The following is a 23,252-nucleotide window of genomic DNA, read 5'->3' on the forward strand; positions in this document are numbered from 1 at the left end:
TCAGGCGCGGCCGAGGAGGCGGCGCGGCCAGGAGCGCCGGGGCCCGTGGACGAGGCGGGCGACGAGGCGGCCCACGGTGAGGTAGGCCAGCAGGACGCCGGCGGTGTTGAGGATGATGTCGTCGACGTCGAAGGTGCGGCCGCTGACGGCGGTGCCCTGGACGGCCTCGATGCCCAGGGACACCAGGGCGGCCAGGAGGGTCAGCCGCAGCGGCCCGCGCATCCGGCGCGAGACCATCGGCAGGAGCACGCCCATGGGGGACAGCAGCAGGAGGTTGCCGCCGATCGCGATGGCCGCCTCCTTGACGCTGGGCCGGTCGAGGTAGAACCGCAGCGTCCTGCCGGGCTCGGTGTTCCCCACGGCCCAGCCCCTCGGGTCGGGTACGGGCGTCAGCGTGAAGACGTACGCCCAGTAGGCGAAGACGGCCATGGCCGCCAGCCCGATCAGCGCGGCGGCGACCCTGGCCAGCCGCCGCCCCCAGCCCGGCCCGTCGGCCGGGCCCGTCTCCTCCGCCTTGGTGCTCATGCCGACCTCCCCGAGCGGCTATGCCCGGGTTTTACGCTAAATAAGCGAAACAAGGGGGTAGAGGGTTGTTGCGGCTTCTGTCAGGCCTCGTCGAGGCGCAGGGAGACGCTGTTGATGCAGTACCTCTCGTCCGTGGGCGTGCCGTACCCCTCGCCGCGGAACACGTGGCCCAGGTGCGACTCGCACCGGGCGCAGAGCACCTCCACCCGGTGCATGCCGAGGGAGGAGTCCTCCCGCAGGATCACCGCGTCGGACTCGGTCGGCTCGTAGAAGGACGGCCAGCCGCAGTGCGAGTCGAACTTGGTCTGTGAGCGGAACAGCTCGGCGCCGCACGCCCGGCAGTGGTAGACCCCTTCGGTCTTGGTGTCGGTGTACTCGCCGGTGAAGGGCCGTTCCGTGCCCGCCTGCCGCAGCACCCGGAACTCCTCGGGCTTGAGGATGGCCCGCCACTCGTCCTCGGTCTTCCGGATCTTCTCCATGTTCTCAAAGTACTTCTTCCAGGGCGCACTTCGCAGCGACCGGGCGGGGCCCGAGGGGTCTCGCGACCGCCGCGGAGCCCATTTGCGGACGTCCGAATATGGCCGGTTGTCATGTCCTCACCCTGGGTAAGTGGCCCGACAGGAAACCTCGGGGGGCGAGTCGGATGGCCAAGACGACCAGCAGCACGACCAGGAGCACCAGGGGCGCCAAGAGCACCGCCGGGACCGCGGCGCGCAAGACGGCTTCGCGCACGACGGCCCAGCGCACGACGGCCGCGCGTAAGACGGGTGCGCGCACGGCCGGAGGGACCGGTGGACGGGCCGCGGTCAAGCCGCGCGCCCGCGCCGCGACGGCCGGAACGGCGACGGCCACGGCCACGGTGCGCAGGCGGACGGCCGAGACCGCGGGAACGGCCGCGTCCGCCGTCGCGAGGGGTGTGGAGAGGACCGCCGACGCCCTCGAGAAGGGCGGGCGGCGCAAGGAGCCCCGGCACGGCTCCGGCGGGATCACCGTGCCGGTGGTCACGCCCCGGTTCACCGTCCGCCGGCTGCAGATCCCCACGTTCGGGATCGCCGAGCTGGGCGGGGGCCTGGCCGCCGCGGCGGGCCGTACGGTGTCCGGGCACGTGCCCTCCAAGGAGCGCCTCGGCTACTACGCCGGGCTGGGCGCGCTGGCCGCGGTCGGCGTGATCGAGTGGCCGGTCGCCGCCGCGATCGGCGTCGGCATGGCGGTCGCCCGCCGGACGGGCTCCCGGGAGCGCGCAGAGCGGGGCCCCGCCGCCCGTTCCGCGGCCGCCGGGCCGGGCTCCACCGGCATGAAGGGCTGAGAACCGCAGACATGGTGTTCCGCCGCCTGCTCGACACCGCCTCACGGGCGCTGCCGTCGTCCGCCGCCGCGCGCCCGGAAAGGCGGATCCGCCTCCTGCCGGGCCGGGCCGAGATCGCGGTCCGCGGCGCCCACCTGCCCGGTTCGCACGAGATGGCCGCCCATCTGGAGTCGGCGCTGTCCCGGCTCGAAGGCGTGCGCCGGGTGGAGGTCAACGCCGTGCTGGGCCTGGCCGTGGTCCTCCTCGACGAGGACGCCGCGGTGATGGCCGACGACCTGCACGAGGTGATCGAGGACGCCGAGACCCGCTACGGGTGGGAGCGGGAGGACTTCTGCGACACCGCGCGCCCGGGGGACGACCAGGCGATGGCGGTGGAGGCGCTGCTGGCCGGGACCGCCTTCCTGGGCTCCGGCCTGGCTCTGGCGGGGAAGATGGTCCGGGTCCCGGCGCTGCCGCCGATCGTGCCGACCCTCGTGGCGCTGGCCGACACCACGCCCCAGATCCGCGCGCTGCTGGACCGGGCGGCCGGACGCCGCGTCATCGACACGCTGGCCACCGCGGGCGGACTGCTCACCCAGTCCATGGCCCAGCAGCCGGTCGGGCTGGCCGTGGAGGGGGTGCAGCGGCTGGTCCGGCTCGCCGAGGCCTACACCCACTGGCGGGTGTGGAACCAGGGGTTCGAGGCGCTCGACGCGCTGCCCGGCGCCCAGCGGACCCCGGCGCACGCGCGTGCGCCGCGCCCGGCCCCGCTGCCGCCCGGTCCCGTGGAGCGGCTCGCCGGGCGCATGCCGTACGGGCTGGTCCTGGTGGGCGGGGTGTGGGCGGCGACCCGCAGCCCGCTCCGCGGCCAGGGCGCGCTGCACTCGCTGGTGCCCAAGGCCGCGTTCGCCTGCCGCGACGCGTTCGCCGTGCAGTTCACCCGGATCGCCGCGGGCCGGGGCATCCCGGTCGCCGACCCGCGCGCCCTGCGCAGGCTGGACCGCGTGGACACCGTCGTCATCGACGACGACGCCCTGCGCACCGGCGAGTACGTCCTGGAAGAGATCATCCCCCTGACCGACGGCACAAACGGCATGAAAGGCGCAAACGGAACGGGCAGCGCAGGCGGTGCGGGCGGTGCAGGTGGTGCGGGCGGCGCAAATGGCGCGGGTGGCGTGGAAGGCGCAAGCGGCGCGGGTGGCTCGGGTGGCTCGGGTGCGGGCGGCGCGGACGGTGCGGGTGGCGTGGAAGGCGCAAACGGCGCGGGCGGTGCTGGCGGTGTGGATCTGTCGGTTCTGGACGCGAGGGCTCGTGCGCTGGTGGACCGGCGGCGTCCCCGGGCCAGGCGGAGCCGGGACGGGTGGTCGGTGGCGCCGTTGCGCGCCGCCGAGGTGCGGGAGCTGGCCGACGAGCGGGCCAGGGCGTGCGCGGCCCGCGGCAGCGTGCTGGTCGCCCTGCGCGAGAGGGGGCGCACGGTCGCGGTCCTGGCGCTGGCCGAGGAGCTCGACCCCTTCGGGGAGGTGTTCGTCGCGGCGGCCCGCCGGATCGGCGAGGTCCACCTGGCCGGGCGCGGGCGCGGCCTGGAGCGGCGGCTGCCGGTGGACGGGCGGCTGCCCGGCTCCGACCTGACCGCCGTGGTCCGCGGCCTCCAGGCCGAGGGCCGGGGGGTGATGCTGCTCTCCCGGCACCACGGCGAGGCGCTGGCCGCCGCCGACGTGGGGGTGGGCCTGCCCGACAGCGAGGGCGTCCCGCCGTGGGGCGCGCACCTGTTCTGCCGCCTGGACGGGGCCTGCCTGGTCACCGACGCGGTCATGGCGGCCCGCGACGCCGCCCGGCGCGGGGTGCGGATCGCGTCGATCGGCTGCGCCACCGCGGCGACCGCGGCGCTGACCGTCCGGCAGGGCGCCTCCTTCGCCCGCGCCCGGCTGATCATGGACGGCGCCCGCCTGATCGCGCTGGGCACCGGGATCTGGACGGCGGCCCAGCTCTCGCGGCGGCCCGCGCCCCGCCCCCTGGACCGCACGCCCTGGCACGCCTGGCCGGTCGGCGCCGTCCTGGAGCGGCTGGGCTCGTCCCGGGCGGGGCTGCCCGAGCCCGAGGCCGAGCGGCGGCGGGCCGAGGCCGTCGCGGAGGAGCCGCCCGAGGAGGCGGGCCTGGTGCGGCGCACCCTCCAGGAGCTCGACAACCCGCTCACCCCGGCCCTGGCGACCGGCGCGAGCGTCTCGGCGGTGGTCGGCTCCGTGGTGGACGCCGGGCTGATCGGCGTGGTGCTCGGGATCAGCGCGGTCATGTCGGGCGTCCAGCGGGTCGCCGCCGACCGCGCCGTGCGCAGGCTGGTGGAGCAGGTCTCGGTCCCGGTGCGGCTGCGCAGGCCGGACGGGGAGCAGACGGCCGCCGCCGAACGGCTCGTCCCCGGGGACGTGATCATGCTGGCGGCCGGGGACATGGTCCCGGCGGACTGCCGGGTGGTGTGGGCGCAGGGCCTGGAGGCCGACGAGGCGAGCCTCACCGGGGAGTCGCAGCTGGTCGCCAAGGCGGCCGAGCCGACGATGGCCGGGGCGGTGGCCGACCGGTCCTCCATGCTCTACCGGGGTACCAACGTCGCCGCGGGCGAGGCGATCGGGGTGGTGGTGGCCACCGGCGCGGGCACCGAGATCGACCGGACCCTCACCCTGGTCACCGGCACCTCCCGTCCGGGCGGGGTGGAGACCCGGCTGGAGCAGCTCACCAAGGTGACGCTGCCCACCTCGCTGGGCGCGGGCGGCCTGCTGCTGGGCGCGGGGCTGCTGCGCGGCAGGGGGCTGAGCGCGGTGCTGAACTCGGCGATCGGCCTGGCCGTGGCGGCGGTGCCCGAGGGGCTGCCGTTCGTGGCCACGGCCGCCGAACTGGCGACGGCGCGGCGCCTGTCCCGCCAGGGGGCGCTGGTCCGCAGCCCCGTCACGATCGAGGTGCTCGGCCGGGTCGACGTGTTGTGCTTCGACAAGACCGGCACGCTCACCGAGGGGCGCCTGCGGCTCGGCATGGTCTCCGACGGCAGGGAGAGCCGGCCCGTGGCCGGGCTGACCCCCGGGATGCGCGGTGTCGTGGCGGCCGCCCTGCGGGCCACGCCCGAGGGGGAGCGGCTGGCGCACCCCACGGACCGGGCGGTGGTCAAGGCCGCCGGAAGGCTGGGCGTGGACCGCGAGCTGGGCCTGGCGGGCTGGCGCCGGGCCGAGGAGCTGCCCTTCGAGCCGGCCCGCGGCTACCACGCCGCTCTGGGCGAGGGAGGGGAGGGGCCGCGGCTCAGCGTCAAGGGCTCACCGGAGGTGGTGCTGGAGGCGTGCGCCTTCTGGGCGCCGGAGGGCGAGCCGGAGCCGTTCGACGAGACGGCGCGCAAGAGCGTGCTCGGGGAGCTGGAGCGGCTGGCCGGGCTCGGGCACCGGGTGCTGGCCGTGGCCGAGGGGCTGGCCCCCCGCGGCGCGGAGCTGCGGGACCTGTGCTTCCGCGGGCTGCTGGGCCTGGCCGACCCGGTGCGGCCCACCGCCGCCCAGGCCGTGGGGCGGCTGACGGCGGCCGGGATCCGGGTGTGCATGATCACCGGGGACCACCCGGCCACCGCCACGGCGATCGCCGACGAGCTCGGCCTGCTCACCGCGGACGCGGCGCGCGACCGGCAGGTGATGACCGGGATGGAGCTCGACGCCCTGGACGACGGCGCGCTGGCCGGGCGGCTGCCCGAGGCGCACGTCTACGCCCGGATGAGCCCGGCGCAGAAGGTGCGGATCGTGGAGGCGCTGCGCCGGGCCGGGCACGTGGTGGCGGTCACCGGGGACGGGGCCAACGACGCTCCGGCGATCCGGCTGGCCGACGTGGGCATCGCGCTGGGCACCCGGGCGACCGCGGCGGCCCGCGACACCGCCGACATCGTGATCGCCGACGACCGGGTCGAGACGATCGTGGCGGCGATCGCCCAGTGCCGCGGCATGTGGAAGTCCACCCGCGACGCGCTCGCCGTGCTGCTGGGCGGCAACCTGGGGGAGATCGCCTTCACCGCGGGGGCGGGCCTCCTGCTGGGCGGCAGCCCCCTCAACGTGCGCCAGCTGCTGCTGGTCAACCTCTTCACCGACCTGCTGCCGGCGATGGCGCTGGCGGTGCGGGCGCCCGGGGAGACCGCCGAGGAGGTCCTGCTGGCCGAGGGGCCTGAGGCGTCGCTGGGCGAGGTGCTCAACCGCGACATCGCCGCGCGGGCCGTCACGACGGCGCTGAGCGCCCAGACCGCCTGGTTCCTGTCCCGGTTGTGGGGCACCCGCGGCCAGACCGACACCACGGCCCTGGTGGCGCTGGTCGCCGCCCAGCTCGTGCAGACGCTGCTCGCGGGCGGTCTGCGCAACCCGCTGGTGCCGGCCGCGTCCCTGGGTTCGCTGGCGGCGCTCGCCGTGGTGGTGCAGACGCCGGGCCTGAGCGGGCTCTTCGGGTGCCGCCCGCTGGGGCCGCACGGCTGGCTGATCGCGCTGGCCAGCGCGGTGGGCCTGTCGCTGCTGGCGGCCGTCATCGAGCGGTTCTGGAAAGTTCACCCCGACGTCATCTCCCCGACTATCCCTGAAAGGGGATGAGCGGGTATAAAAAGGACAAAGGTCGTCTGGAAAGGTTCTCCAACCGTGTCCGAATTCCTGTCCTCCCTGCTGAGCAAGGCGCTGATGACGCTGGTGCAGGCCATCGTCAACGAGCTGGCCGTGATGATCGTCCGCAGCACCTACGCCCGCCACGGCCGGACCGCTCCGGCGATGGCCTTCTGAGCGTCCCCTCGGGCGTCAGTCCGCGCTCTGCGTGAAGTTCTCCACCCGCCATCCGGCGGCGGTGTGGGCGTTGATCCACAGGTGCGAGGAGCCGCCCTCGTACAGGTAGTGGCAGCGGTAGGCGTACGAGGCGTCGCCCGCCTCCGAGCCGGGGTCGCAGCCCTCCACCCCGGCGGCGGCCGGCGCGGGGAGCGCGAAGACCTTCGCCACCGTGTTCGGGCCCGCCGCCTGCAGTGCGGCGTTCCGGTCGCCGGAGCGCCAGGCGGTGATCAGGTGGTCGGCCGCCTCCCGGGCGCTGCCGAAGGTGATCCCGGCCGGGGCGGCGGGAGCCGCGGTCTGCGGCGGGGCGGTCGTCCCGGTCTGCGGCGGGGTCCCGGCGTCCGGCGGCGCGGCGGTCGCCGGGGCGGACGGGGAGACGGGGACCGAGGTCTCGCCCTTGTCGTTGGGGCCGGGGATGCAGCCGGTCAACACGATCATTCCGGCGGCGGCGAGCGCGAGGACACGTGACACGGAGGGCTCTTCTCTTCCGGGGTGCTATGCCTGAGGAGACGCCCTTTTCCCGGGCCGGGTTCAGATGAGGATCCGGTCGAGGTCGTAGCCGGCCGGGCGTTCCAGCTGGGCGTACCCGCAGGACTCGGGGGTGCGGTCGGTCCGCCAGCGCCGGAACCGCACGTTGTGCCGGAAGCGCCGCCCCTCCAGGTGGTCGTAGGCGACCTCGCAGACCAGTTCGGGGCGCAGCGGGACCCAGGAGAGGTCCTTCTTGCCGGTCCAGCGGGAGACCGCCCCCGGCATGCGCTCCTCCTCGCCCTGGGTGGCCCAGGACGCCCAGGGGTGCCCGGCGAGCCCCGGCATCCGGTAGGGCGCCAGCAGCTCCACCAGCGCCCTGCGCCGCTCCATCGGGAACGCCGCCGCCACCCCCACGAACTGCAGCCCGTTCTCGTCCCACAACCCCAGCAGCAGCGAGCCGACGACCGGGCCGCTCTTGTGCCACCGGTACCCGGCCACCACGCAGTCGGCGGTCCGCTCGTGCTTGACCTTGAACATCGTGCGCCTGCCGGGCGTGTAGGGGGCGTCCGCCGGCTTGGCGACCACCCCGTCCAGGCCCGCCCCCTCGAACCGGTCGAACCAGCGCAGGGCCTCGTCCCGGGACGCGGTGATCGAGGTCAGGTGCACCGGGGGGCGGGACCGGCCCAGCGCCCGCGCCAGCCGCGCCCGCCGCTCGGTGAAGGGCAGCTCCAGGAGGGATTCGCCGTCCAGGGCCAGCAGGTCGAAGGCCACGTAGGAGGCGGGGGTCCGCCGGGCCAGGAGCGCGATCCGGGACGCGGCGGGATGCACGCGCTGGGCGAGCGCCTCGAAGTCCAGCCTGCCGCCCAGGCGGACGACCACCTCGCCGTCGACGACGCACCGCTCGGGCAGCTCCCGGCGGAAGGCCTCCACCAGCTCGGGGAAGTACCGGGTGAGCGGCCGCTCGCCGCGGCTGGACAGCTCCACCTCCTCGCCGTCGCGGAAGACCACGCACCGGAACCCGTCGTACTTGGGCTCGTAGCAGAAATCCCCTTCGGGCAGGGCCGACACGGCCCTGGCCAGCATCGGCGCGACCGGCGGTCGCAGCGGCAGGTCCATGCTCTGATGATGACCGCGGGAGGGCCGCGATAACCTGGGGAAATGAGGCGTCTCCTGCCAGAGCCCGCAGCGGAGGTGGACCCGTACGAGGAGTACGGGGTGAGCGGCCCCTGGCTGCGGGTGGGCATGGTGGCGAGCCTCGACGGTTCGGTCACCGACGAGGAACGCTGGTCCGACCGGCTGGGCGGCAGGGCCGACCAGCGGGTCTTTCGCACCCTGCGGGCGCTGGCCGACGGGATCATGGTCGGCGCGGGCACCGTGCGGACCGGCCGGCTCGGCCCGGTCCGGCTCCCCGCGGAGCTGGCCGCCCGGCGGGGCCGCCCGCCCGCCCCCCTCATCGTGGTCAGCCGCTCCCTCGACCTGGACTTCTCCGCGCCGCTGTTCACCGAGGGCCGGCCGATCCTGGTGACGTCCGACGACGCCAGGCCGCCCGCGCACGTGCGCGTCGTCTCGGCGGGCGAGGGCGACGTGGACCTGCCGCTGGCGCTCCACCGGCTCCAGGGCGAGCACGGCTTCCAGCACCTCCTGTGCGAGGGAGGGCCCGCGCTGGCCACGTCCCTGCTGGCGGACGGCCTCGTCGACGAGCTCTGCGTCAACATCGCGCCCACCCTGATCGGGACGCGGCACCACACCCGCATGGTCGGCGACCTGGCGCGCCGCGATCTGGCGCTCGACGCCGTCTACGCCGACGAGGACGTGCTCTTCCTGCGGTACCTCACGGGCCGTCCGCGCCCATGATCCGGCTCCCGCGGTGCCGCGCCCACCAGCCGAGCGCCGCGGTGCCCGCCAGGAGCCACGGGACGTTCCCCGGCCAGGTGACGGCGAGCAGCCCCAGGAAGCCGGAGGCGTGCCAGAGGCCCATCTGCAGGAGCGCGCTGTTGCCGAACGGGGTCTCGAAACCGGACATGACCTGAAGGGGCATCGTGCCCCGGTAGGTGCCGGCGAGCGCCGCGGCGGCGGAGGCGGGCAGGCAGGCCAGCGCCCAGAGCACCCCCGGGTCCGGGCCGCCGAGCAGCGTGAGGGCCCCGCCCCAGGCCAGCGCCGGCACGGCCGCGACGAGCAGCGGGGTGACGCCGTGCGCGAGGGCCAGGCCGCCGGGGGAGTGGAGGAAGTAGCGGGCCCGGTCCGGCGAGGAGGCGGAGGCGCGCGCCCCGCCCAGGAGGCCGCCGACCGCCAGGTACATGCAGAGCGGACCGGCGACGTCGATCAGCACCCGCAGGGAGAGAGGCAGCGCTCCCGGCTCCGCCCGGATGCACAGCAGGGCCGCCCCGAGCAGGAGGAAGGCCCGGACGAGGGCTGCTCCGTCCCGCAGGATGCTCAGCAGGTCACGCCAGGGCACGAGCAGCCGCGGGTTCCGGGGCGGCCGGAGCGCCGTACGGGGGGAGAAGTCCGCCCGCCTGGCATTGTCGAGCGAGGCGCGGAACCAGCCGCCTTCGGTGAGCCACAGCCCGGCGCGCACCCCCGACGCGAGCTGCGCGCCGGAACGCAGCCCGTGCGGATCGAGCGAGGGCAGCCGTCTGGTCCCGGCCACCGCGGCGGCCAGGGCGAGGGCCGCGAGCAGGGCCAGGGCGGGCAGCCGGTGCCGGTCGAGGAGCAGCAGCCCCGCCCATCCCCAGGGGCCCGACCACAGGACGGGCTCCGCCGCGTCCGCCGGGACGCGACCCGTCCAGATGAGTCCGGCCAGCCCCGCCAGCAGGAAGAGGGCGAGATGGAAGAAGGGCCGGAGCCCGTCGAGGATCCTGCCGTCGCCCAGGAGGGTCCCGGCGAAGGAGCCGAACAACCCCAGCAGCGCCCCGGCGGCGACGGTCTGGACGAGCAGCGGACCCGCCTCGTCGGGCATGGGGAGCACGGTCTGCCACAGGAGCAGGGGGAGCACCAGGCAGCCGGCGGCCCAGAGCACGGCCGAGAGGCCCGCGGCACGGAGCAGGAACGGCCGCAGCACCGCCTCCCGGGCGAGGGGGAGCGGCAGCACCCAGTCGATGAAGGCCACGCTCACCCGGACCGGCCCGCGCCAGACGGCGTCCTGCAGCGCGGCCCACAACGCGATGAGCGCCATCGCGACCAGCCCGAGGGGAAGCACGTCGAGCACCTGCGCGGGAAGGTCCGGCAGCGACGCGGGCTTTCGCAGCGCGTCCCGGACCGCCACCACCACCGGAGGAACGACGAGAAGGACGGCCAGCACCCCGAAGTACACCTGGTAGGCGAGGTCTCCCCGGTTTCGGGCGGGCCTGGCCCGCCGGACCAGCCGCAGCACCTCCCGGACGGCCGGTTCCGCGACGGCCTCAGTCACGTACCGCTCCGAGCTCTCCGCCGATCTCCACCACCCGGTCGGCCACGGCCCGGGCCAGCTCCTGGCTGTGCGTGGCGAACAGGACGGCCGTCCCCGCCCGCTTCCGCTCGCCGAGGACCTCCCCGAGCCAGCCCCGAGCCGTCCCGTCCAGATGCCGTTCGGGCTCGTCCAGCACGAACAGCTCCGGCTCAGGCGGCAGCAGCAGCGCCGCGATCCCCATCAGCTGCCGCAACCCGCTGCTCAGCTTGTACGGGCTCAGGTCCCGGTGCCCCCCGAGCCTGCACGTCTCCAGGACCTCCGCCACCCGGCCCTCGGCCGAACGCCCCAGCCCGTGCCCCACCGCCACCAGCAGCAGGTGCTCCCGCACGCTCAGATCGGGGAAGTAGCTCACCTCGTCGAGCACCAGCACCCGCCGCCTGAACCCCGGATCCGCCGGCCGAGGCGGCTCTCCCAGGATCCGTACGGTCCCCTCGTCCGCCCGTTCCTCACCGCGCACGAGCCGCAGCAGGGTCGACTTCCCGGCCCCGTTGGGCCCCGTCAACGCCATCCCTTCGCCCGGGGCGAGGGCCAGGCTCACCGGCCCGACGACCTGGCCGGGCCCGTAGACGCGGGTGAGTCCGTCGCACTCCACGACTGCCGGACCGCCTCCGACTGGGAGAACTCGCATCCGCACATCCTCGCAGAACCCACACATTCCTCCCGCGCGGCGCAAACCTTGATCAACTGGCCATCACAGGTCAGAGCGGAGGACTTGATCTTGGGGAAGGCACATATGGGATCTTCGTTATGACACTTCCGCACAGTGTGTAAAGGAGTACTGCCGTGCATAAGGCATCTTTCGCTCTGGCCGCATCCCTGACGCTGGCCCTGTCCCTGGGCTCTCCGGCGGGGGCCGCCGCCTCACCCTTCGCGGACAATGCCGAGGCGGCGCTCGAGAAGATCGATCCCGGCCTCGAACCCAGCGAGGAGAAGGCACTGCAGAGCAAGTCCGTGCTGGACGAGGACCAGGCCGTCAAAGAGGACCACGCGACGTTCCGGTCGCAGGGCAGGGCGCTCGTCGTGATGCGGTCGGTCGGCGCGGTCCCCCCGGTGAGCGGGGAGATCGCGGTGGGCAGGTCCGTGCAGAAGAAGAAGGTCCAGCGCGCCCGTGCGGGCGTCCGCAACGTCGTGATCTACAACACGGCCGAGGACGGGGTCTCCGGGCTGACCGTCGCCGCCTGGAGCGAGCGGGACGGGGTGAACTACCGGATCGCCTCCAGGGACGCGCTCAGCCGGGGCGATCTGATCAAACTGGTCAAGGCGCTGCCGGCCGACACCACCAAGCCCTCCCGCAAGGCGCGGCGCGCCATCGAGTCCGCCCCGCCGGCCGAGCGCAGGCCCGAACCGGTGCAGCGCTCCACCAGCAGCCTGTTCGTGGACGGAGCGGGGGACCCCGGCGACGACCTGGGGGACGAGGCGAACCTGTGCAACGGGTGCGCCTACTCCTACAGCAACTACGTCTGGATGTGGCAGCGGATCCTGCAGGCCGACGCCTTCCTCGTGGGGAGCATGGACTGCTCGTTCGGCCCGCTCACCACTTCGGGCACCAAGAACTGGCAGAGCGACAAGGGGCTCACCTCCGACGGCATCGTGGGAGCGAACACGCGTAAGAGGGCGGACGACTACATCCTGGACGGCGGAGGCACCAGCGTCTTCTACCTGGGCGAGTGGCAGAACGCCTACTTCCACCGGCTCACCAACAACGCCTACCACGTCAGCTCGAAGCGGATGAACTACACCAACGCCACCATGTGCTGAGGGGAACCGGGGAACTCCTGTGATCCCAGAGTCCCAGGGGTTTCCCGACAACCTTCCGGACGCCGCGATCGTGTAGTGGGTGTCGACAGGTGGGAGGGAGCGCGCGTGGACGAGGCCGAGGCCGATTTCACGAGGTTCGTGCGGGAACGCGGACCCGGGCTGCTCCGGTTCGCCACCGCGCTCACCGGTGATCGCCACCATGCCGAGGACCTCCTGCAGGCGGTCCTGGAGCGGACCTACTCCCGCTGGACGAAGATCTCCCACCGAGGCGATCCGGAATGGTACGTGCGCAGGTCGATCGTCAACGCGGCCAAGGACGGCTGGCGCGGCGACAACCGCAGGATCGCGGTGCTCGAACGGCTGGGAGCCGAGGACGAGGGCGTCTGCCTGCCGTTCGACGAATACGTGACCAGGGACGCGGTGCGCAGGTCGCTCCGCGACCTGTCCCCGGGGCAGCGCACCGTGGTGGTGCTCCGGTACTGGGAGGGGCTCAGCGAGGCCGAGACCGCCGACCTCATGGGCGTCTCCGTCGGCACGGTCAAGAGCCAGGCGCACCGGGCCATGAAGACGCTGCGGGCCTCGCTCGAGCTGAGCGAGGCCTTCGCCGTCGCACCCGCAGGGAGGGCGTCGTGAACGCCGATGACCGTCTGGTGTCCATGATCGAGGCGTGCGTGGAGCACGAGGTCCGGGAGGTGCGGCTTCCGGCCGACTTCGCCGAGCGGATCATCGTGAGCACGGGGAGGAGGCGGCGTCCGAAGCGGTTTCCGATCGCCGTCGGCATGGCGGTGCTGACCACGGCGGCGGCGGTGGTGGCGGCGCCGGTCTCGCTCCAGTTCCTGGCGGGCCCCGACCCCGCCCCGGAGGCGACCGCGGCGCTGCGGCCCCGGGCGCTCGAGGGCAGGGTGACCGTCACGGTGCTTCCGCCGGGGACCGGGCACTCCACGAGGGTGGACGCCCCCGGAGGCGTCGAGGACGGGCGCTCCGTATGGACCGTGGCCTATCTCCGGGAGGGCCCGCAGAGCTACGTCTGGATCCGGGTGATCAGCGGGGACGTCACGCTGGAGGGCGCGGCGGTGGAGCACTACGCGCCGCGGGCCCCGGGAGGGCGGGAGCCGGTGCCGGTCTCCCGCGGTGAGGCCAGGGCGTGGAGCACCGGCGGGCATCAGAACGTGGTCTTCCAGCCCGAGCCGGGACTGGTGATCCTGGTGAGGGGGCGGCAGATGAGCCGCGAGGAGGCGGTTCGGATCGCGGAGGGGGTGAGAGTCCGATGATCAGCAGGATCCATTTCACGCGTCGATAGATTCCTACTTAGTCTGTAGGAATTATTGACTTCTAACCGGCCGGATGGTCGTATGAAGGGGCACACCCGCTCGAGAGGAGTCCCCCTTGACCGACTTCGACATCCGCAAGGCCGGCGGCCGGCTCGGCGCCGAGGTGGTGGGCCTCGACGTCCGCGAGATCTCCGACCCGCTGTTCGCGGAACTGAACGCCGCGCTCCTGGAGCACAAGGCGCTGGTGTTCCGCGGACAGCACCTCGACGACGCCGGTCAGCTGGCGTTCGCCGCGCGATTCGGCCCGCTGACCGGCGCCCACCCCACCGTCCCGTCCGCCGAGGACCAGCCGCGCATCCTCAAGGTCGACGGCGACGAGGGCATCCGCGCCAACAACTGGCACACCGACGTCACGTTCGTGCACACGCCGCCCAAGGCCAGCACCCTGCGCGGCGTCGTCGTGCCCCCCTACGGCGGCAACACCCTCATCGCCAACTCGGCCACGGCCTACACCGACCTGCCCGGCCCGCTGCGGGAGCTCGCCGACCGGCTGTGGGCCGTGCACACCAACGACTACGACTACGTCCAGCCGCAGTTCGACAACGAGCAGAGGCAGGAGCACCGCAAGGTGTTCACCTCCACGACCTACCGGACGGCCCACCCGGTCGTGCGGGTCCATCCGGAGACGGGGGAGCGCGGGCTGTTCATCGGGGGCTTCGCGCAGTCCATCGTGGGACTGTCCACCCGGGAGTCGCGGGCGGTCCTGGAACTGCTGCAGCACTACGTGACCCGGCCGGAGAACATCTTCCGGGTCCAGTGGCAGCCGGGCGACCTCGTCGTCTTCGACAACCGCATCACCCAGCACTACGCGCCCGACGACTACGGCGACCTGCCGCGCCACCTGCGCCGGGTGACCGTCGCGGGCGACGTCCCGGTCGGCGTCGACGGGCGCGAGAGCCGCATCATCGAGGGCGACCGGGCCGCCCACTACACGCCCGCCGCCTGACGGGCGCGGCCCGGACGGTCAGGGGTGGGTCGTCCGGGCCGTGGCCAGGTTGGCCATGAACAGCGTGGTGCAGCCGTCGACGAGGGCCTCGCGGGTGGTCTCCAGATCGCCCTGGAGCCATGCGGTGAGGGCCTCGGCGAAGCCGCCGACGATGAACCGCGCGGCGAGCACCAGCTCGGGCGAGGCCTCGTGGCCCGCGGCGCGGCCCGACATCAGGTCGGTGAACATGTGCGAGGTGTCGAGCCTGCGCCGCATCAGGGCGGGGCTGGACATCGCCTCGGCCAGCACCAGCCTGCCCTTGCGCGGGTCGTCGCCGAAGTGGTCGACGATGGTGGTGATCACCGCGCGGACCCGGGCCCGGGTGTCCTTGGGCGCGTCCAGCAGGGCGGCGACCGAGGCGTCCCGCAGCTCGGCGACGACCGCGTCGTAGACCTCGGCGATGAGGGCGTCGAGGTCGGTGAAGCTCTCGTAGAAGTACCGGGGGGTGAGCCGCGCCTGCTCGATCACCCCCCGGACCGTGGTGCCGTGCAGCCCGGCGGTCCCCAGCAGTTCGAGACCGGCCTCCATGAGGCGGGCACGGCGCTCGGCCACCCGTACCTCCGCGCTCGCACCGCCGTAGGAACGCCGTAGCCTTGGTCCGGAATCCATCCCCATATCCTGACAGAATCCGTAGGCGAAGTGGGGAGACCGGTGAACCGGAACCGCGATTACAGGATCGCGCCCGGAGTGTAGGCGGCGGCCTCCGGATACCGCTTGATCAGATCGTCCACCCGGGAGACGACCGCTGACACCTGGGCCGCGGCGGCGCCCGTGAAGGACAGCCGGTCGGCCATCAGGGCGTCGAGCGCGGCGCGGTCCAGCGGCAGCCGCTCGTCGGCGGCGAGCCGGTCCAGCAGCCGGTTCTCGGCGGCGCCCTGCTCGCGCATCGCCAGCGCCGAGGCCACCGCGTGCTCCTTGATGACCTCGTGCGCCTCCTCGCGGCCGACCCCGGCCTTCACCGCGGCCATGAGCATCTTGGTGGTGGCCAGGAACGGCAGGTAGCGGTCGAGCTCGCGGGAGACGACGGCGGGGAACGCGCCGAACTCCTCCAGGACGGTCAGGAACGTCTCGATCAGCCCGTCCGCGGCGAAGAACGCGTCGGGCAGCGCGACCCGGCGCACCACCGAGCAGGAGACGTCGCCCTCGTTCCACTGGTCGCCCGCCAGCTCCGCCGTCATCGAGGCGTAGCCGCGCAGGATCACCATGAAGCCGTTGACGCGCTCGCAGGAGCGGGTGTTCATCTTGTGCGGCATCGCCGAGGAGCCGACCTGCCCCTCCTTGAAGCCCTCGGTGACCAGCTCGTGCCCGGCCATCAGCCGGATCGTCCTGGCCAGCGACGAAGGGCCCGCCGCGGCCTGCACCAGCGCCGAGACCACGTCGTAGTCGAGGGAGCGCGGGTAGACCTGGCCGACGCTGGTGAAGCCGGAGCCGAAGCCCAGGTGCTCGCTGACCCGCTGCTCCAGGTCGGCGAGCTTGGCGGAGTCCCCGCCGAGCAGGTCCAGCATGTCCTGGGAGGTGCCGACGGGGCCCTTGATGCCGCGCAGCGGGTACCGCGCGATGAGCTCCTCGATCCGGGCGAACGCCACGAGGATCTCGTCGGCCGCGCCCGCGAAGCGCTTGCCCAGCGTGGTGGCCTGAGCCGCGACGTTGTGCGAGCGCCCCGCGATGACGAGCTCGGAGTACTGCGAGGCCAGCGAGGCCAGCCGCGCCAGCACCGCCACGAGCCGGTCCCGCACGTGCTCCAGGCTGAGGCGGATCTGCAGCTGCTCGACGTTCTCCGTCAGGTCGCGGGAGGTCATCCCCTTGTGCACGTGCTCGTGCCCGGCCAGCGCGTTGAACTCCTCGATCCGCGCCTTCACGTCGTGCCGGGTGACCTTCTCCCGCTCGGCGATGGAGTAGAGGTCCACGTCCTCCAGCACCCGCTCGTAGTCGGCGAGCGCCGCTTCGGGCACCTCGATTCCGAGGGCGGCCTGGGCGCGCAGCACGGCCAGCCACAGCCGCCGCTCCAGCACCACCTTCTGCTCGGGCGACCACAGGACGGCGAGCTCCGGCGAGGCGTACCGGCCGGCGAGGACATTGGGGATACGAGGCTTGACAGTCACGTTCCCCGATCCTATCCCGCCAGCTCAGCCCCGCCGGAGACCGGGGCGACGGACGACCGCAGCGGGGACCGGCTGTCGCCCGTGCGGGGGCCTGGGGGCCGGCCCCCGGGCTGCTCAGGCCGCCAGGACCTTGCGGGCCAGGCGGGCGCGGTGCCAGGCGGGGGTGCCGAACAGCTGGGCGGAGCTGTGGGCGCGCTTGAAGTACAGGTGCGCGTCGTGCTCCCAGGTGAAGCCGATGCCGCCGTGCAGCTGGATGGTCTCGGCCGCGCACGTCTGGAAGGCCTCGGCGCAGTAGGACCGGGCCATGGCGGCGCGCTCGGCGAGGTCGGGCGCGTCCTCGGCCAGGGCGCGGGCGGCGTCGCGGCTGAGGGAGCGGGACGACTCCACCAGGACGTACATGTCGGCCAGGCGGTGCTTGATCGCCTGGAAGGAGCCGATGACCCGGCCGAACTGCTCGCGGGTCTTGACGTACTCCAGGGTCAGCTCCAGGCAGCGCTCGGCGCCGCCGAGCTGCTCGCCGCTCAGCGCGACCGCCGCCACCGCCAGCAGGCGCTCCAGGACGGCCTCGCCGTCGGTGCTGAGCAGGGTGGCGGGGGTGCCGTCGAAGGTCACGCGCGCCTGGGCGCGGGTCTGGTCCATCGGGACCAGGGGCTCGACGGCCGCGGCGGAGACGTCGGCCACCTCGAAGATCGCGAGGGAGCCGTCCAGCAGGGCGGGGACGACGAGGAAGTCGGCCTCCGCGCCGTCCAGCACGAACTCCTTGACCCCGTACAGCCTGCCGTCGCGGACCTCGGCGCGGATCGCCGCCGGATCCCAGGTGTTGCCCTCGGCCCAGGCCAGCGCGCCCTTCGAGGCGCCCTCGGCGAGCGCGGGCAGCCGGTCGTGGGCGCCGGCGGCCAGCAGCGCCTGCGGCACCAGGACGGCCGAGCTCAGGTACGGCACCGGCGAGGCGGCGCGGCCCAGCTCCTCGCAGAGGATCTGGGTGTCGGCCAGGGTGCAGCCGATGCCGCCGTGCTCCTCGGGGATGGCGAGGCCGAAAGCGCCGAGCTGCTCGGCCAGGATGGCGGCGGCGTCGTCTCGCTGTAGAGCCGAACGAACCGTCGCGCGCAGTTCTTCCTGCTCGTCAGTGTTCATGGGACGTCCTCCGTCGGGATCTTTGGCTGTTTCAGGAACGCATCCGCGCCTCCATGGCGCGGAGCTCGGGCTTGACGACCTTGCCGCCGGGGTTGCGCGGCAGGGAGTCCACGATGTGGAAGTGGCGGGGCACCTTGAAGTTGGCCAGGCGCTCGCGCAGCCAGGCGGTGAGCTCGGCGTCGTCGACGGGGCCGCGGGTGGTGAGGAAGGCCGCGCCGACCTCGCCGAGCCGCTCGTCGGGCACGCCGATGACCGCGGCCTCCACGATGGCCGGGTGGGTGACGAGCACGCCCTCGATCTCGGCCGGGTAGGCGTTGAAGCCGCCGACGAGGAACATGTCCTTGAGCCGGTCGGTGATGGTGAGGTAGCCGCGCTCGTCCAGGACGCCGACGTCGCCGGTGTGCAGCCAGCCGTCGGCGTCGATGGTCTCGGCGGTGGCCTGCGGGTCGTCGAGGTAGCCCCGCATGACGTTGTAGCCGCGCACCAGGATCTCGCCGTTCTCGGCGATGCGGATCTCGGTGCCGGGGAAGGCGGGCCCGGTGGTGGTGGCGACGGTCTCGGCGTCGGTGCCGGGCGGGCACATCGAGATGAAGCCGCACGCCTCGGTCTGCCCGTACGCGGTGACCACGGTGGGGATCTTCAGCTCGTCCCGCATCCGGCGGATCAGGTCGACGGGGACGTTCGCGGCGCCGGTGACGCCGACGCGGACGGCGTGGTCGGGGCGGTCGGGCAGTTCCAGCAGCGAGAAGAAGATGGTCGGCGGCCCGGCCAGGACGGTGATGCGCTGGGAGATGATCACATCGATGGCCCGGTTCATGTCGAAGACCGGCTCGGGGAACATCGTGGTGCCGCTCAGCAGGCAGACGATGATGCCCGCCTTGTAGCCGAAGGTGTGGAAGAACGGGTTGATCAGGAGGTAGCGGTCGCCCGGCTCCAGGTTGACGTTCTTCGCCCACTCGCTGCAGACGCGGATGTTCTGGCCGTGGCAGGTGAGCACGCCCTTGGGCCGCCCGGTGGTGCCCGAGGTGAAGATGATGTCGGAGACGTCCTCGGGGGAGACCTCCGGCAGCGGCCGCGCCGCGGCGGAGCAGGACACGGAGTAGTCGTCGATCATCACGATCTGCCGGAGGCCGGGCAGGTCCTCGCCCTCCAGCAGCGCGGGGTAGTCGACGCCGAGGAAGCCCTTGACCGTGTAGAGCGCCGCGGCGCCGCTGCGGCGCAGGATGTCGGCGGCCTCCGGCCCCCGGTAGCGGGTGTTGAGCGGGACGAGCTGTGCGCCGGCCATGGACAGGCCCAGTGCCTGGACGATCCAGTGCCTGCTGTTGGGCGCCCAGATTCCCACCCGGTCGCCCGGCCGGATGCCGCGCTCGACCGCGGCGTGGGCGGCGCGCCGGATCTCGGTGGCCAGGTCGGTGAAAGTCCAGCGGACCTCGCCCTCCACGAGAGCCTCGCGGTCGCCGAAGGTGGTGGCGGCGTACTCGACGAGTGCCGGGAGCGTGTTCGGAGCCATCCGGTCTTCTCTCCTTCAGGGACGGAATGGGGGACTTCATCCTGCCGTTGGGGTGCGAAGGGCCGCGGCCCGATCTCACTGAGAGGGAGTGCCGCCCGGATATTCTAACAACTGTTTGGTAGAGTCCCCGGTATGAAAGAGAGCCCCGAGGACAAGGCCTTCCGCGCCGAAGTGCGCGCCTGGCTCGCCGAGCACCTGAACGGCGAGTTCGCACACGCCAAGGGCCTGGGCGGTCCCGGACGCGAACACGAGGCCTTCGAGATCAGGGCCGAGTGGGAGCGCCACATGGCCGCCCACGGCTGGACGTGCGTCGGCTGGCCCGTCGAGCACGGCGGCCGCGGCGCCACCGTGGAGCAGCAGGTCATCTTCCACGAGGAGTACGCGCTGGCCGACGCGCCCGCGCGCGTCAACCACATCGGCGAGAACCTCCTCGGCCCGACGATCATCGCCTTCGGCACCGAGGAGCAGAAGAAGCGCTTCCTGCCGCCGATCGTCGCCGCCACCGAGCTGTGGTGCCAGGGCTACTCCGAGCCCAACGCCGGCTCCGACCTGGCCAACGTGCAGACCCGCGCCGTCCTGGACGGCGACGTCTGGAAGGTCTCCGGCCAGAAGGTCTGGACGTCGCTGGCGCTGGAGTCCGACTGGTGCTTCGTGGTCTGCCGCAGCGAGCCCGGCTCGTCGCGCCACCACGGGCTGTCGTACCTGCTGGTCCCGATGAAGCAGGACGGCGTGGAGATCCGCCCGATCATCCAGATCACCGGCACCAGCGAGTTCAACGAGGTCTTCTTCGACGACGCGGTGACCGACGCCGCCAACATCGTCGGCGCGCCCGGCGAGGGCTGGAAGATCGCGATGGCCACCCTCGGCTTCGAGCGGGGCGTCGCCACCCTCGGCCAGCAGGTCGGCTTCCGCCGCGAGTTCGAGGGCGTCGCCGAGCTGGCCCGCAAGACCGGCGCCATCGACGACCCGCTGCTGCGCGACCGGCTCACCCGCTCCTACATCGAGCTCGAGGCGATGCGCCTCAACGCCGTCCGCATCATGGAGGGCGTCGCGGCCGGCGCCCCCGGCCCCGAGTCGTCCATCTCCAAGCTGGTCTGGGGCACCTGGCACCGCGACCTCGGCGAGATCGCCATGGAGGTGCTCGGCGCCGCGGGGATGATCGCCCAGGGCGAGCCCTACGACCTCGACGACTGGCAGCGGCTGTTCCTGTTCACCCGTTCCGACACCATCTACGCCGGTTCGAACGAGATCCAGCGCAACATCATCTCCGAACGGGTGCTGGGCCTCCCGCGCGAAGCACGTCCGTAAGGCGGATCCATGTGCGCACGACGGCGCGACGCCGAGGGCACCGCGGCGACCCGGGCGACGCGGAGGGCCGAGCTGCTCTCCGCGATCGCCGGGGTCTTCGCCGACCGCGGCTACGCCGCCACCACCGTCCGGGAGGCCGCGGAGGCCGCCGGGATCCTCGGCGGCAGCCTCTACTACCACTTCGACTCCAAGGAGTCGATGGTCGACGAGATCCTCTCGACGTTCCTGGACGAGATGTGGACCGACTACGAGACGGTCCTCGCCGCCGGGCTGGACGCCCCGCAGACCCTGCGGGCGCTGGTGCACTCCTCGTTCCGCAGCATCGAGAACCACCGCGCCGCCGTCGTCATCTACCAGAACGAGTCCCGCTACCTGGCGCAGTCCGAGCGCTTCCAGTACCTGACCGCCTCCCAGGAGCGCTTCGAGAGGACCTGGAAGGGCGTCCTGGCGCAGGGCGTGGCCGAAGGCGCCTTCCGGGCCGACCTCAACACCGGGCTGATCTACCGCTTCATCCGCGACACCGTCTGGGTGGCGGCCACCTGGTACCGCCCGGACGGGAAGTTCGACGCCGAGGAGATCGCCCGCCAGTACCTCGCCATGGTCCTCGAAGGACTGCAGGCGACCTCACCCCACCGTTCGTCGTAAGGAGCACCCCATGGCAGAGGCCTACATCGTCGACGCCGTCCGTACCCCCGTGGGCCGCCGCGGCGGCTCCCTGTCGGGCGTGCACCCGGCCGACCTCGGCGCGTACGCGCTCAAGGCGCTGATGGAGCGCACCGGCGTGGACCCGTCCGCGGTCGAGGACGTCGTGTTCGGCTGCGTCGACAACGTCGGCCCGCAGGCCGGCGACATCGCCCGCACCGCGTGGCTGGCCGCCGGCCTGCCCGAGGAGGTCCCGGGCGTGACCGTCGACCGCCAGTGCGGCTCGTCCCAGCAGGCCGTGCACTTCGCCGCCCAAGCCGTGCTGTCCGGCACGTCCGACCTCGTGGTCGCGGGCGGCGTGCAGAACATGTCGCAGATCCCGATCTCCTACGCGATGCTCGCGGGCGAGCCCCTCGGCTTCACCCAGGGCCCGTTCGTCGGCTCCAAGGGCTGGGTCGCCCGCTACGGCGACGGCGAGGTCTCCCAGTTCAACGGCGCCGAGATGATCGCCGCTCAGTGGGACATCTCCCGCGAGGCGATGGAGGAGTTCTCCTACAACTCCCACCAGCGCGCCATCCACGCCATCGACAACGGCTACTTCTCCCGCGAGACCATCGAGGTCGAGGGCCTCACCCAGGACGAGTGCCCCCGCCGCGACACCACCCTGGAGAAGATGCGGGGCCTGAAGACCCTGGTCGAGGGCGGCCGCCTGACCGCCGCGGTCTCCTCCCAGATCTCCGACGGCTCCGCCGCCCTGCTGATCGCCTCCGAGGAGGCCGTCCGCACCCACGGCCTCACCCCGCGCGCCCGCATCCACCACATCAGCGCCCGCGGCGAGGACCCCATCCGCATGCTGAGTGCCCCCATCCCGGCCACCGCGTACGCGATGAAGAAGACCGGCATGACCATGGACCAGATCGACTCCGTCGAGATCAACGAGGCGTTCGCCCCGGTGGTGCTGGCCTGGCTGAAGGACACCGGCTACGACCCCGCCAAGACCAACCCCAACGGCGGCGCCATCGCCCTCGGCCACCCCCTCGGCGCCACCGGCGCCCGCCTCATGACCACCCTCCTGCACGAGCTCGAGCGCACCGGCGGCCGCTACGGCCTCCAGACCATGTGCGAGGGCGGCGGCCAGGCCAACGTCACCATCCTCGAGCGCCTCTGACGCTCACCATCTTGAGGAGGCGGCCCCGGCGCGGGGGCCGCCTCCTCTTGCTCTTCCCGGACGGCTCGGCCGTCCGGAGCGCGGTCAGGCGGGGCGGCCCGGATCGAGGAGCCTGCGGGCGAGCAGGCTGAGGCTCCTGGCGATGCGTTCGGCGGGCAGCCCGAGCTCGTGGCGCTGGAAGTGGTACAGCTCCGGCGCGAGAGGGCCGAGGATGATGTCGATGAGCGCGTCGGGGTCGTCCACCCGGGCGTCGGCCAGCAGGGAGCGGACGTGGACCCGCCAGAACCCGTAGGCGCCGGTGGCGTGGCGGGCGGAGCCGGTTTCGGCGCCCAGGGCCAGTGGCAGATGCCGTTCGAGCAGGTCGATCGAGGCCAGGTAGAAGGCGCTGAGGCGTTCGGCGGGCGGGGCCCCGGGTCCGAGCGGCGGAGGACCTTGGATCAGCTGCTCCTGCAGGCGGCGCTCGTGCTCGTCCAGGAGGGCGACGGCGATCGAGGCGGGGTCGGGGAAGCGGCGGTAGAGGGTCGCCCGCCCGATCCCGGCGGCCTTGGCGACCTGGTCCATGGTGACGGTGCGCGGATCCCGCTCGGCGAAGAGCCGCTCGGCGGCCTCCAGGATCCGGGCGCGGTTGCGCGCCGCGTCCGCGCGCTCCTTCGGCGGGGCGGGACGGCCCGCGGTGTTCCGCTGCTCTTCCGGCATGCCCTCGATCCGGTGGACGGCTCTTCCCGAAGATCGTCCGGCCGACCGCGCCCGGCCGGGGTGGTCGTCGCTGGTGTTCAC

The 23,252-nt window shown here is 73.2% G+C and carries 22 protein-coding genes; 11 read left to right on the plus strand and 11 right to left on the minus strand.

The features are described 5' to 3' along the window. Together C2865_RS30725 and msrB are read right to left on the minus strand one after the other, a co-directional pair. Positions 1 to 525, minus strand: coding sequence for a VanZ family protein (locus tag C2865_RS30725; protein ID WP_106402105.1), 525 nt, complete (start codon positions 523 to 525; stop codon positions 1 to 3). Between the two features lie 80 nt (positions 526 to 605). After that, positions 606 to 1,004, minus strand: a complete 399-nt coding sequence (gene msrB, locus C2865_RS30730; RefSeq protein WP_106402106.1) for a peptide-methionine (R)-S-oxide reductase MsrB — start codon at positions 1,002 to 1,004, stop codon at positions 606 to 608. Positions 1,005 to 1,168: 164 nt separating this feature from the next. Between msrB and C2865_RS40295 the strand changes: the two genes are divergently transcribed. The 3 genes from C2865_RS40295 to C2865_RS39625 are packed head-to-tail and all read left to right on the plus strand — an operon-like array spanning position 1,169 to position 6,585. After that, positions 1,169 to 1,831, plus strand: a complete 663-nt coding sequence (locus tag C2865_RS40295) for a hypothetical protein (protein WP_198653722.1) — start codon at positions 1,169 to 1,171, stop codon at positions 1,829 to 1,831. 11 nt (positions 1,832 to 1,842) lie between these two features. After that, positions 1,843 to 6,402, plus strand: a complete 4,560-nt coding sequence (locus tag C2865_RS30740; RefSeq protein ID WP_106402107.1) for a cation-translocating P-type ATPase — start codon at positions 1,843 to 1,845, stop codon at positions 6,400 to 6,402. A 45-nt stretch (positions 6,403 to 6,447) separates the two neighbouring features. Further along, complete coding sequence (locus C2865_RS39625; protein WP_157963960.1) at positions 6,448 to 6,585, plus strand: hypothetical protein; 138 nt, start codon at positions 6,448 to 6,450, stop codon at positions 6,583 to 6,585. Positions 6,586 to 6,600: 15 nt separating this feature from the next. Here the strand turns inward: C2865_RS39625 and C2865_RS30745 are convergent, their stop codons facing one another. Continuing rightward, positions 6,601 to 7,095, minus strand: a complete 495-nt coding sequence (locus C2865_RS30745) for a hypothetical protein (protein ID WP_106402108.1) — start codon at positions 7,093 to 7,095, stop codon at positions 6,601 to 6,603. A 60-nt stretch (positions 7,096 to 7,155) separates the two neighbouring features. Then, on the minus strand, positions 7,156 to 8,208 hold the full coding sequence (locus C2865_RS30750) for an ATP-dependent DNA ligase (protein ID WP_106402109.1): 1,053 nt from the start codon (positions 8,206 to 8,208) through the stop codon (positions 7,156 to 7,158). Positions 8,209 to 8,250: 42 nt separating this feature from the next. Here C2865_RS30750 and C2865_RS30755 point away from each other — a divergent pair, with 42 nt between their 5' ends. After that, positions 8,251 to 8,946, plus strand: a complete 696-nt coding sequence (locus tag C2865_RS30755) for a dihydrofolate reductase family protein (RefSeq protein ID WP_106402110.1) — start codon at positions 8,251 to 8,253, stop codon at positions 8,944 to 8,946. On the opposite strand, the gene C2865_RS30760 is transcribed toward C2865_RS30755, so the two are convergent. Together C2865_RS30760 and C2865_RS30765 are read right to left on the minus strand one after the other, a co-directional pair. Further along, positions 8,924 to 10,498, minus strand: coding sequence for a DUF6297 family protein (locus tag C2865_RS30760; protein ID WP_106402111.1), 1,575 nt, complete (start codon positions 10,496 to 10,498; stop codon positions 8,924 to 8,926). The genes C2865_RS30755 and C2865_RS30760 overlap by 23 nt on opposite strands. Beyond that, on the minus strand, positions 10,491 to 11,165 hold the full coding sequence (locus C2865_RS30765) for an ATP-binding cassette domain-containing protein (RefSeq protein WP_106402112.1): 675 nt from the start codon (positions 11,163 to 11,165) through the stop codon (positions 10,491 to 10,493). The genes C2865_RS30760 and C2865_RS30765 overlap by 8 nt, the downstream gene beginning before the upstream one ends. A 155-nt stretch (positions 11,166 to 11,320) precedes the next feature. Here C2865_RS30765 and C2865_RS30770 point away from each other — a divergent pair, with 155 nt between their 5' ends. From C2865_RS30770 to C2865_RS30785, 4 genes are all read left to right on the plus strand, one after another. Next, positions 11,321 to 12,295 carry a peptidoglycan-binding domain-containing protein gene (locus C2865_RS30770; protein WP_106402113.1) on the plus strand — a complete coding sequence of 325 codons (975 nt, stop codon included), beginning with the start codon at positions 11,321 to 11,323 and terminating at the stop codon, positions 12,293 to 12,295. Positions 12,296 to 12,400: 105 nt separating this feature from the next. Then, positions 12,401 to 12,928: a SigE family RNA polymerase sigma factor gene (locus C2865_RS30775; RefSeq protein WP_157963961.1), complete on the plus strand. Its 528-nt coding sequence runs from the start codon at positions 12,401 to 12,403 to the stop codon at positions 12,926 to 12,928. After that, positions 12,925 to 13,566: a hypothetical protein gene (locus C2865_RS30780; RefSeq protein ID WP_106402115.1), complete on the plus strand. Its 642-nt coding sequence runs from the start codon at positions 12,925 to 12,927 to the stop codon at positions 13,564 to 13,566. Before C2865_RS30775 ends, C2865_RS30780 begins: the two co-directional genes overlap by 4 nt. Before the next feature lie 115 nt (positions 13,567 to 13,681). Continuing rightward, positions 13,682 to 14,572 (plus strand): TauD/TfdA dioxygenase family protein, encoded by an 891-nt coding sequence (locus C2865_RS30785; RefSeq protein ID WP_106402116.1) that lies wholly within the window; start codon positions 13,682 to 13,684, stop codon positions 14,570 to 14,572. Positions 14,573 to 14,590: 18 nt separating this feature from the next. Here the strand turns inward: C2865_RS30785 and C2865_RS30790 are convergent, their stop codons facing one another. The 4 genes from C2865_RS30790 to C2865_RS30805 form a co-directional block, all read right to left on the minus strand. Beyond that, the gene (locus C2865_RS30790; protein WP_106402117.1) at positions 14,591 to 15,163 is read right to left on the minus strand and encodes a TetR/AcrR family transcriptional regulator; all 573 of its coding nucleotides are present in this window, start codon (positions 15,161 to 15,163) and stop codon (positions 14,591 to 14,593) included. 116 nt (positions 15,164 to 15,279) lie between these two features. Then, the gene (gene purB / locus C2865_RS30795; RefSeq protein WP_106402118.1) at positions 15,280 to 16,713 is read right to left on the minus strand and encodes an adenylosuccinate lyase; all 1,434 of its coding nucleotides are present in this window, start codon (positions 16,711 to 16,713) and stop codon (positions 15,280 to 15,282) included. A 114-nt stretch (positions 16,714 to 16,827) separates the two neighbouring features. Beyond that, positions 16,828 to 17,847: an acyl-CoA dehydrogenase family protein gene (locus tag C2865_RS30800; protein ID WP_106402119.1), complete on the minus strand. Its 1,020-nt coding sequence runs from the start codon at positions 17,845 to 17,847 to the stop codon at positions 16,828 to 16,830. A 31-nt stretch (positions 17,848 to 17,878) separates the two neighbouring features. Beyond that, positions 17,879 to 19,357 carry a FadD3 family acyl-CoA ligase gene (locus C2865_RS30805; RefSeq protein WP_106402120.1) on the minus strand — a complete coding sequence of 493 codons (1,479 nt, stop codon included), beginning with the start codon at positions 19,355 to 19,357 and terminating at the stop codon, positions 17,879 to 17,881. A 132-nt stretch (positions 19,358 to 19,489) separates the two neighbouring features. Between C2865_RS30805 and C2865_RS30810 the strand changes: the two genes are divergently transcribed. The 3 genes from C2865_RS30810 to C2865_RS30820 are packed head-to-tail and all read left to right on the plus strand — an operon-like array spanning position 19,490 to position 22,475. Continuing rightward, entirely contained in the window at positions 19,490 to 20,665 is a 1,176-nt protein-coding gene (locus C2865_RS30810) for an acyl-CoA dehydrogenase family protein (RefSeq protein ID WP_106402121.1), read from the plus strand. Between the two features lie 9 nt (positions 20,666 to 20,674). Beyond that, positions 20,675 to 21,310 carry a TetR/AcrR family transcriptional regulator gene (locus C2865_RS30815; protein WP_106402122.1) on the plus strand — a complete coding sequence of 212 codons (636 nt, stop codon included), beginning with the start codon at positions 20,675 to 20,677 and terminating at the stop codon, positions 21,308 to 21,310. A 10-nt stretch (positions 21,311 to 21,320) separates the two neighbouring features. Further along, positions 21,321 to 22,475 (plus strand): acetyl-CoA C-acetyltransferase, encoded by a 1,155-nt coding sequence (locus C2865_RS30820; protein ID WP_106402123.1) that lies wholly within the window; start codon positions 21,321 to 21,323, stop codon positions 22,473 to 22,475. A gap of 84 nt (positions 22,476 to 22,559) precedes the next feature. Here C2865_RS30820 and C2865_RS30825 read toward each other — a convergent pair whose 3' ends face one another. Further along, complete coding sequence (locus C2865_RS30825) at positions 22,560 to 23,252, minus strand: TetR/AcrR family transcriptional regulator (RefSeq protein ID WP_232835893.1); 693 nt, start codon at positions 23,250 to 23,252, stop codon at positions 22,560 to 22,562.

Source organism: Actinocorallia populi (assembly GCF_002995495.1).
GTDB classification, from domain to species: Bacteria; Actinomycetota; Actinomycetes; order Streptosporangiales; family Streptosporangiaceae; genus Actinocorallia; species Actinocorallia populi.

Bases quoted from the DNA above. Each gene is read 5' to 3' on its own strand.
- C2865_RS30805 (WP_106402120.1), bottom strand. From the start codon at position 19,357: ATGGCTCCGAACACGCTCCCGGCACTCGTCGAGTACGCCGCCACCACC.
- C2865_RS30755 (WP_106402110.1), top strand. From the start codon at position 8,251: ATGAGGCGTCTCCTGCCAGAGCCCGCAGCGGAGGTGGACCCGTACGAG.
- C2865_RS30740 (WP_106402107.1), top strand. From the start codon at position 1,843: ATGGTGTTCCGCCGCCTGCTCGACACCGCCTCACGGGCGCTGCCGTCG.
- C2865_RS30820 (WP_106402123.1), top strand. From the start codon at position 21,321: ATGGCAGAGGCCTACATCGTCGACGCCGTCCGTACCCCCGTGGGCCGC.
- C2865_RS30765 (WP_106402112.1), bottom strand. From the start codon at position 11,165: ATGCGAGTTCTCCCAGTCGGAGGCGGTCCGGCAGTCGTGGAGTGCGAC.
- msrB (WP_106402106.1), bottom strand. From the start codon at position 1,004: ATGGAGAAGATCCGGAAGACCGAGGACGAGTGGCGGGCCATCCTCAAG.
- C2865_RS30725 (WP_106402105.1), bottom strand. From the start codon at position 525: ATGAGCACCAAGGCGGAGGAGACGGGCCCGGCCGACGGGCCGGGCTGG.
- C2865_RS30800 (WP_106402119.1), bottom strand. From the start codon at position 17,847: ATGAACACTGACGAGCAGGAAGAACTGCGCGCGACGGTTCGTTCGGCT.
- C2865_RS30815 (WP_106402122.1), top strand. From the start codon at position 20,675: ATGTGCGCACGACGGCGCGACGCCGAGGGCACCGCGGCGACCCGGGCG.
- C2865_RS30810 (WP_106402121.1), top strand. From the start codon at position 19,490: ATGAAAGAGAGCCCCGAGGACAAGGCCTTCCGCGCCGAAGTGCGCGCC.
- C2865_RS40295 (WP_198653722.1), top strand. From the start codon at position 1,169: ATGGCCAAGACGACCAGCAGCACGACCAGGAGCACCAGGGGCGCCAAG.
- C2865_RS30750 (WP_106402109.1), bottom strand. From the start codon at position 8,208: ATGGACCTGCCGCTGCGACCGCCGGTCGCGCCGATGCTGGCCAGGGCC.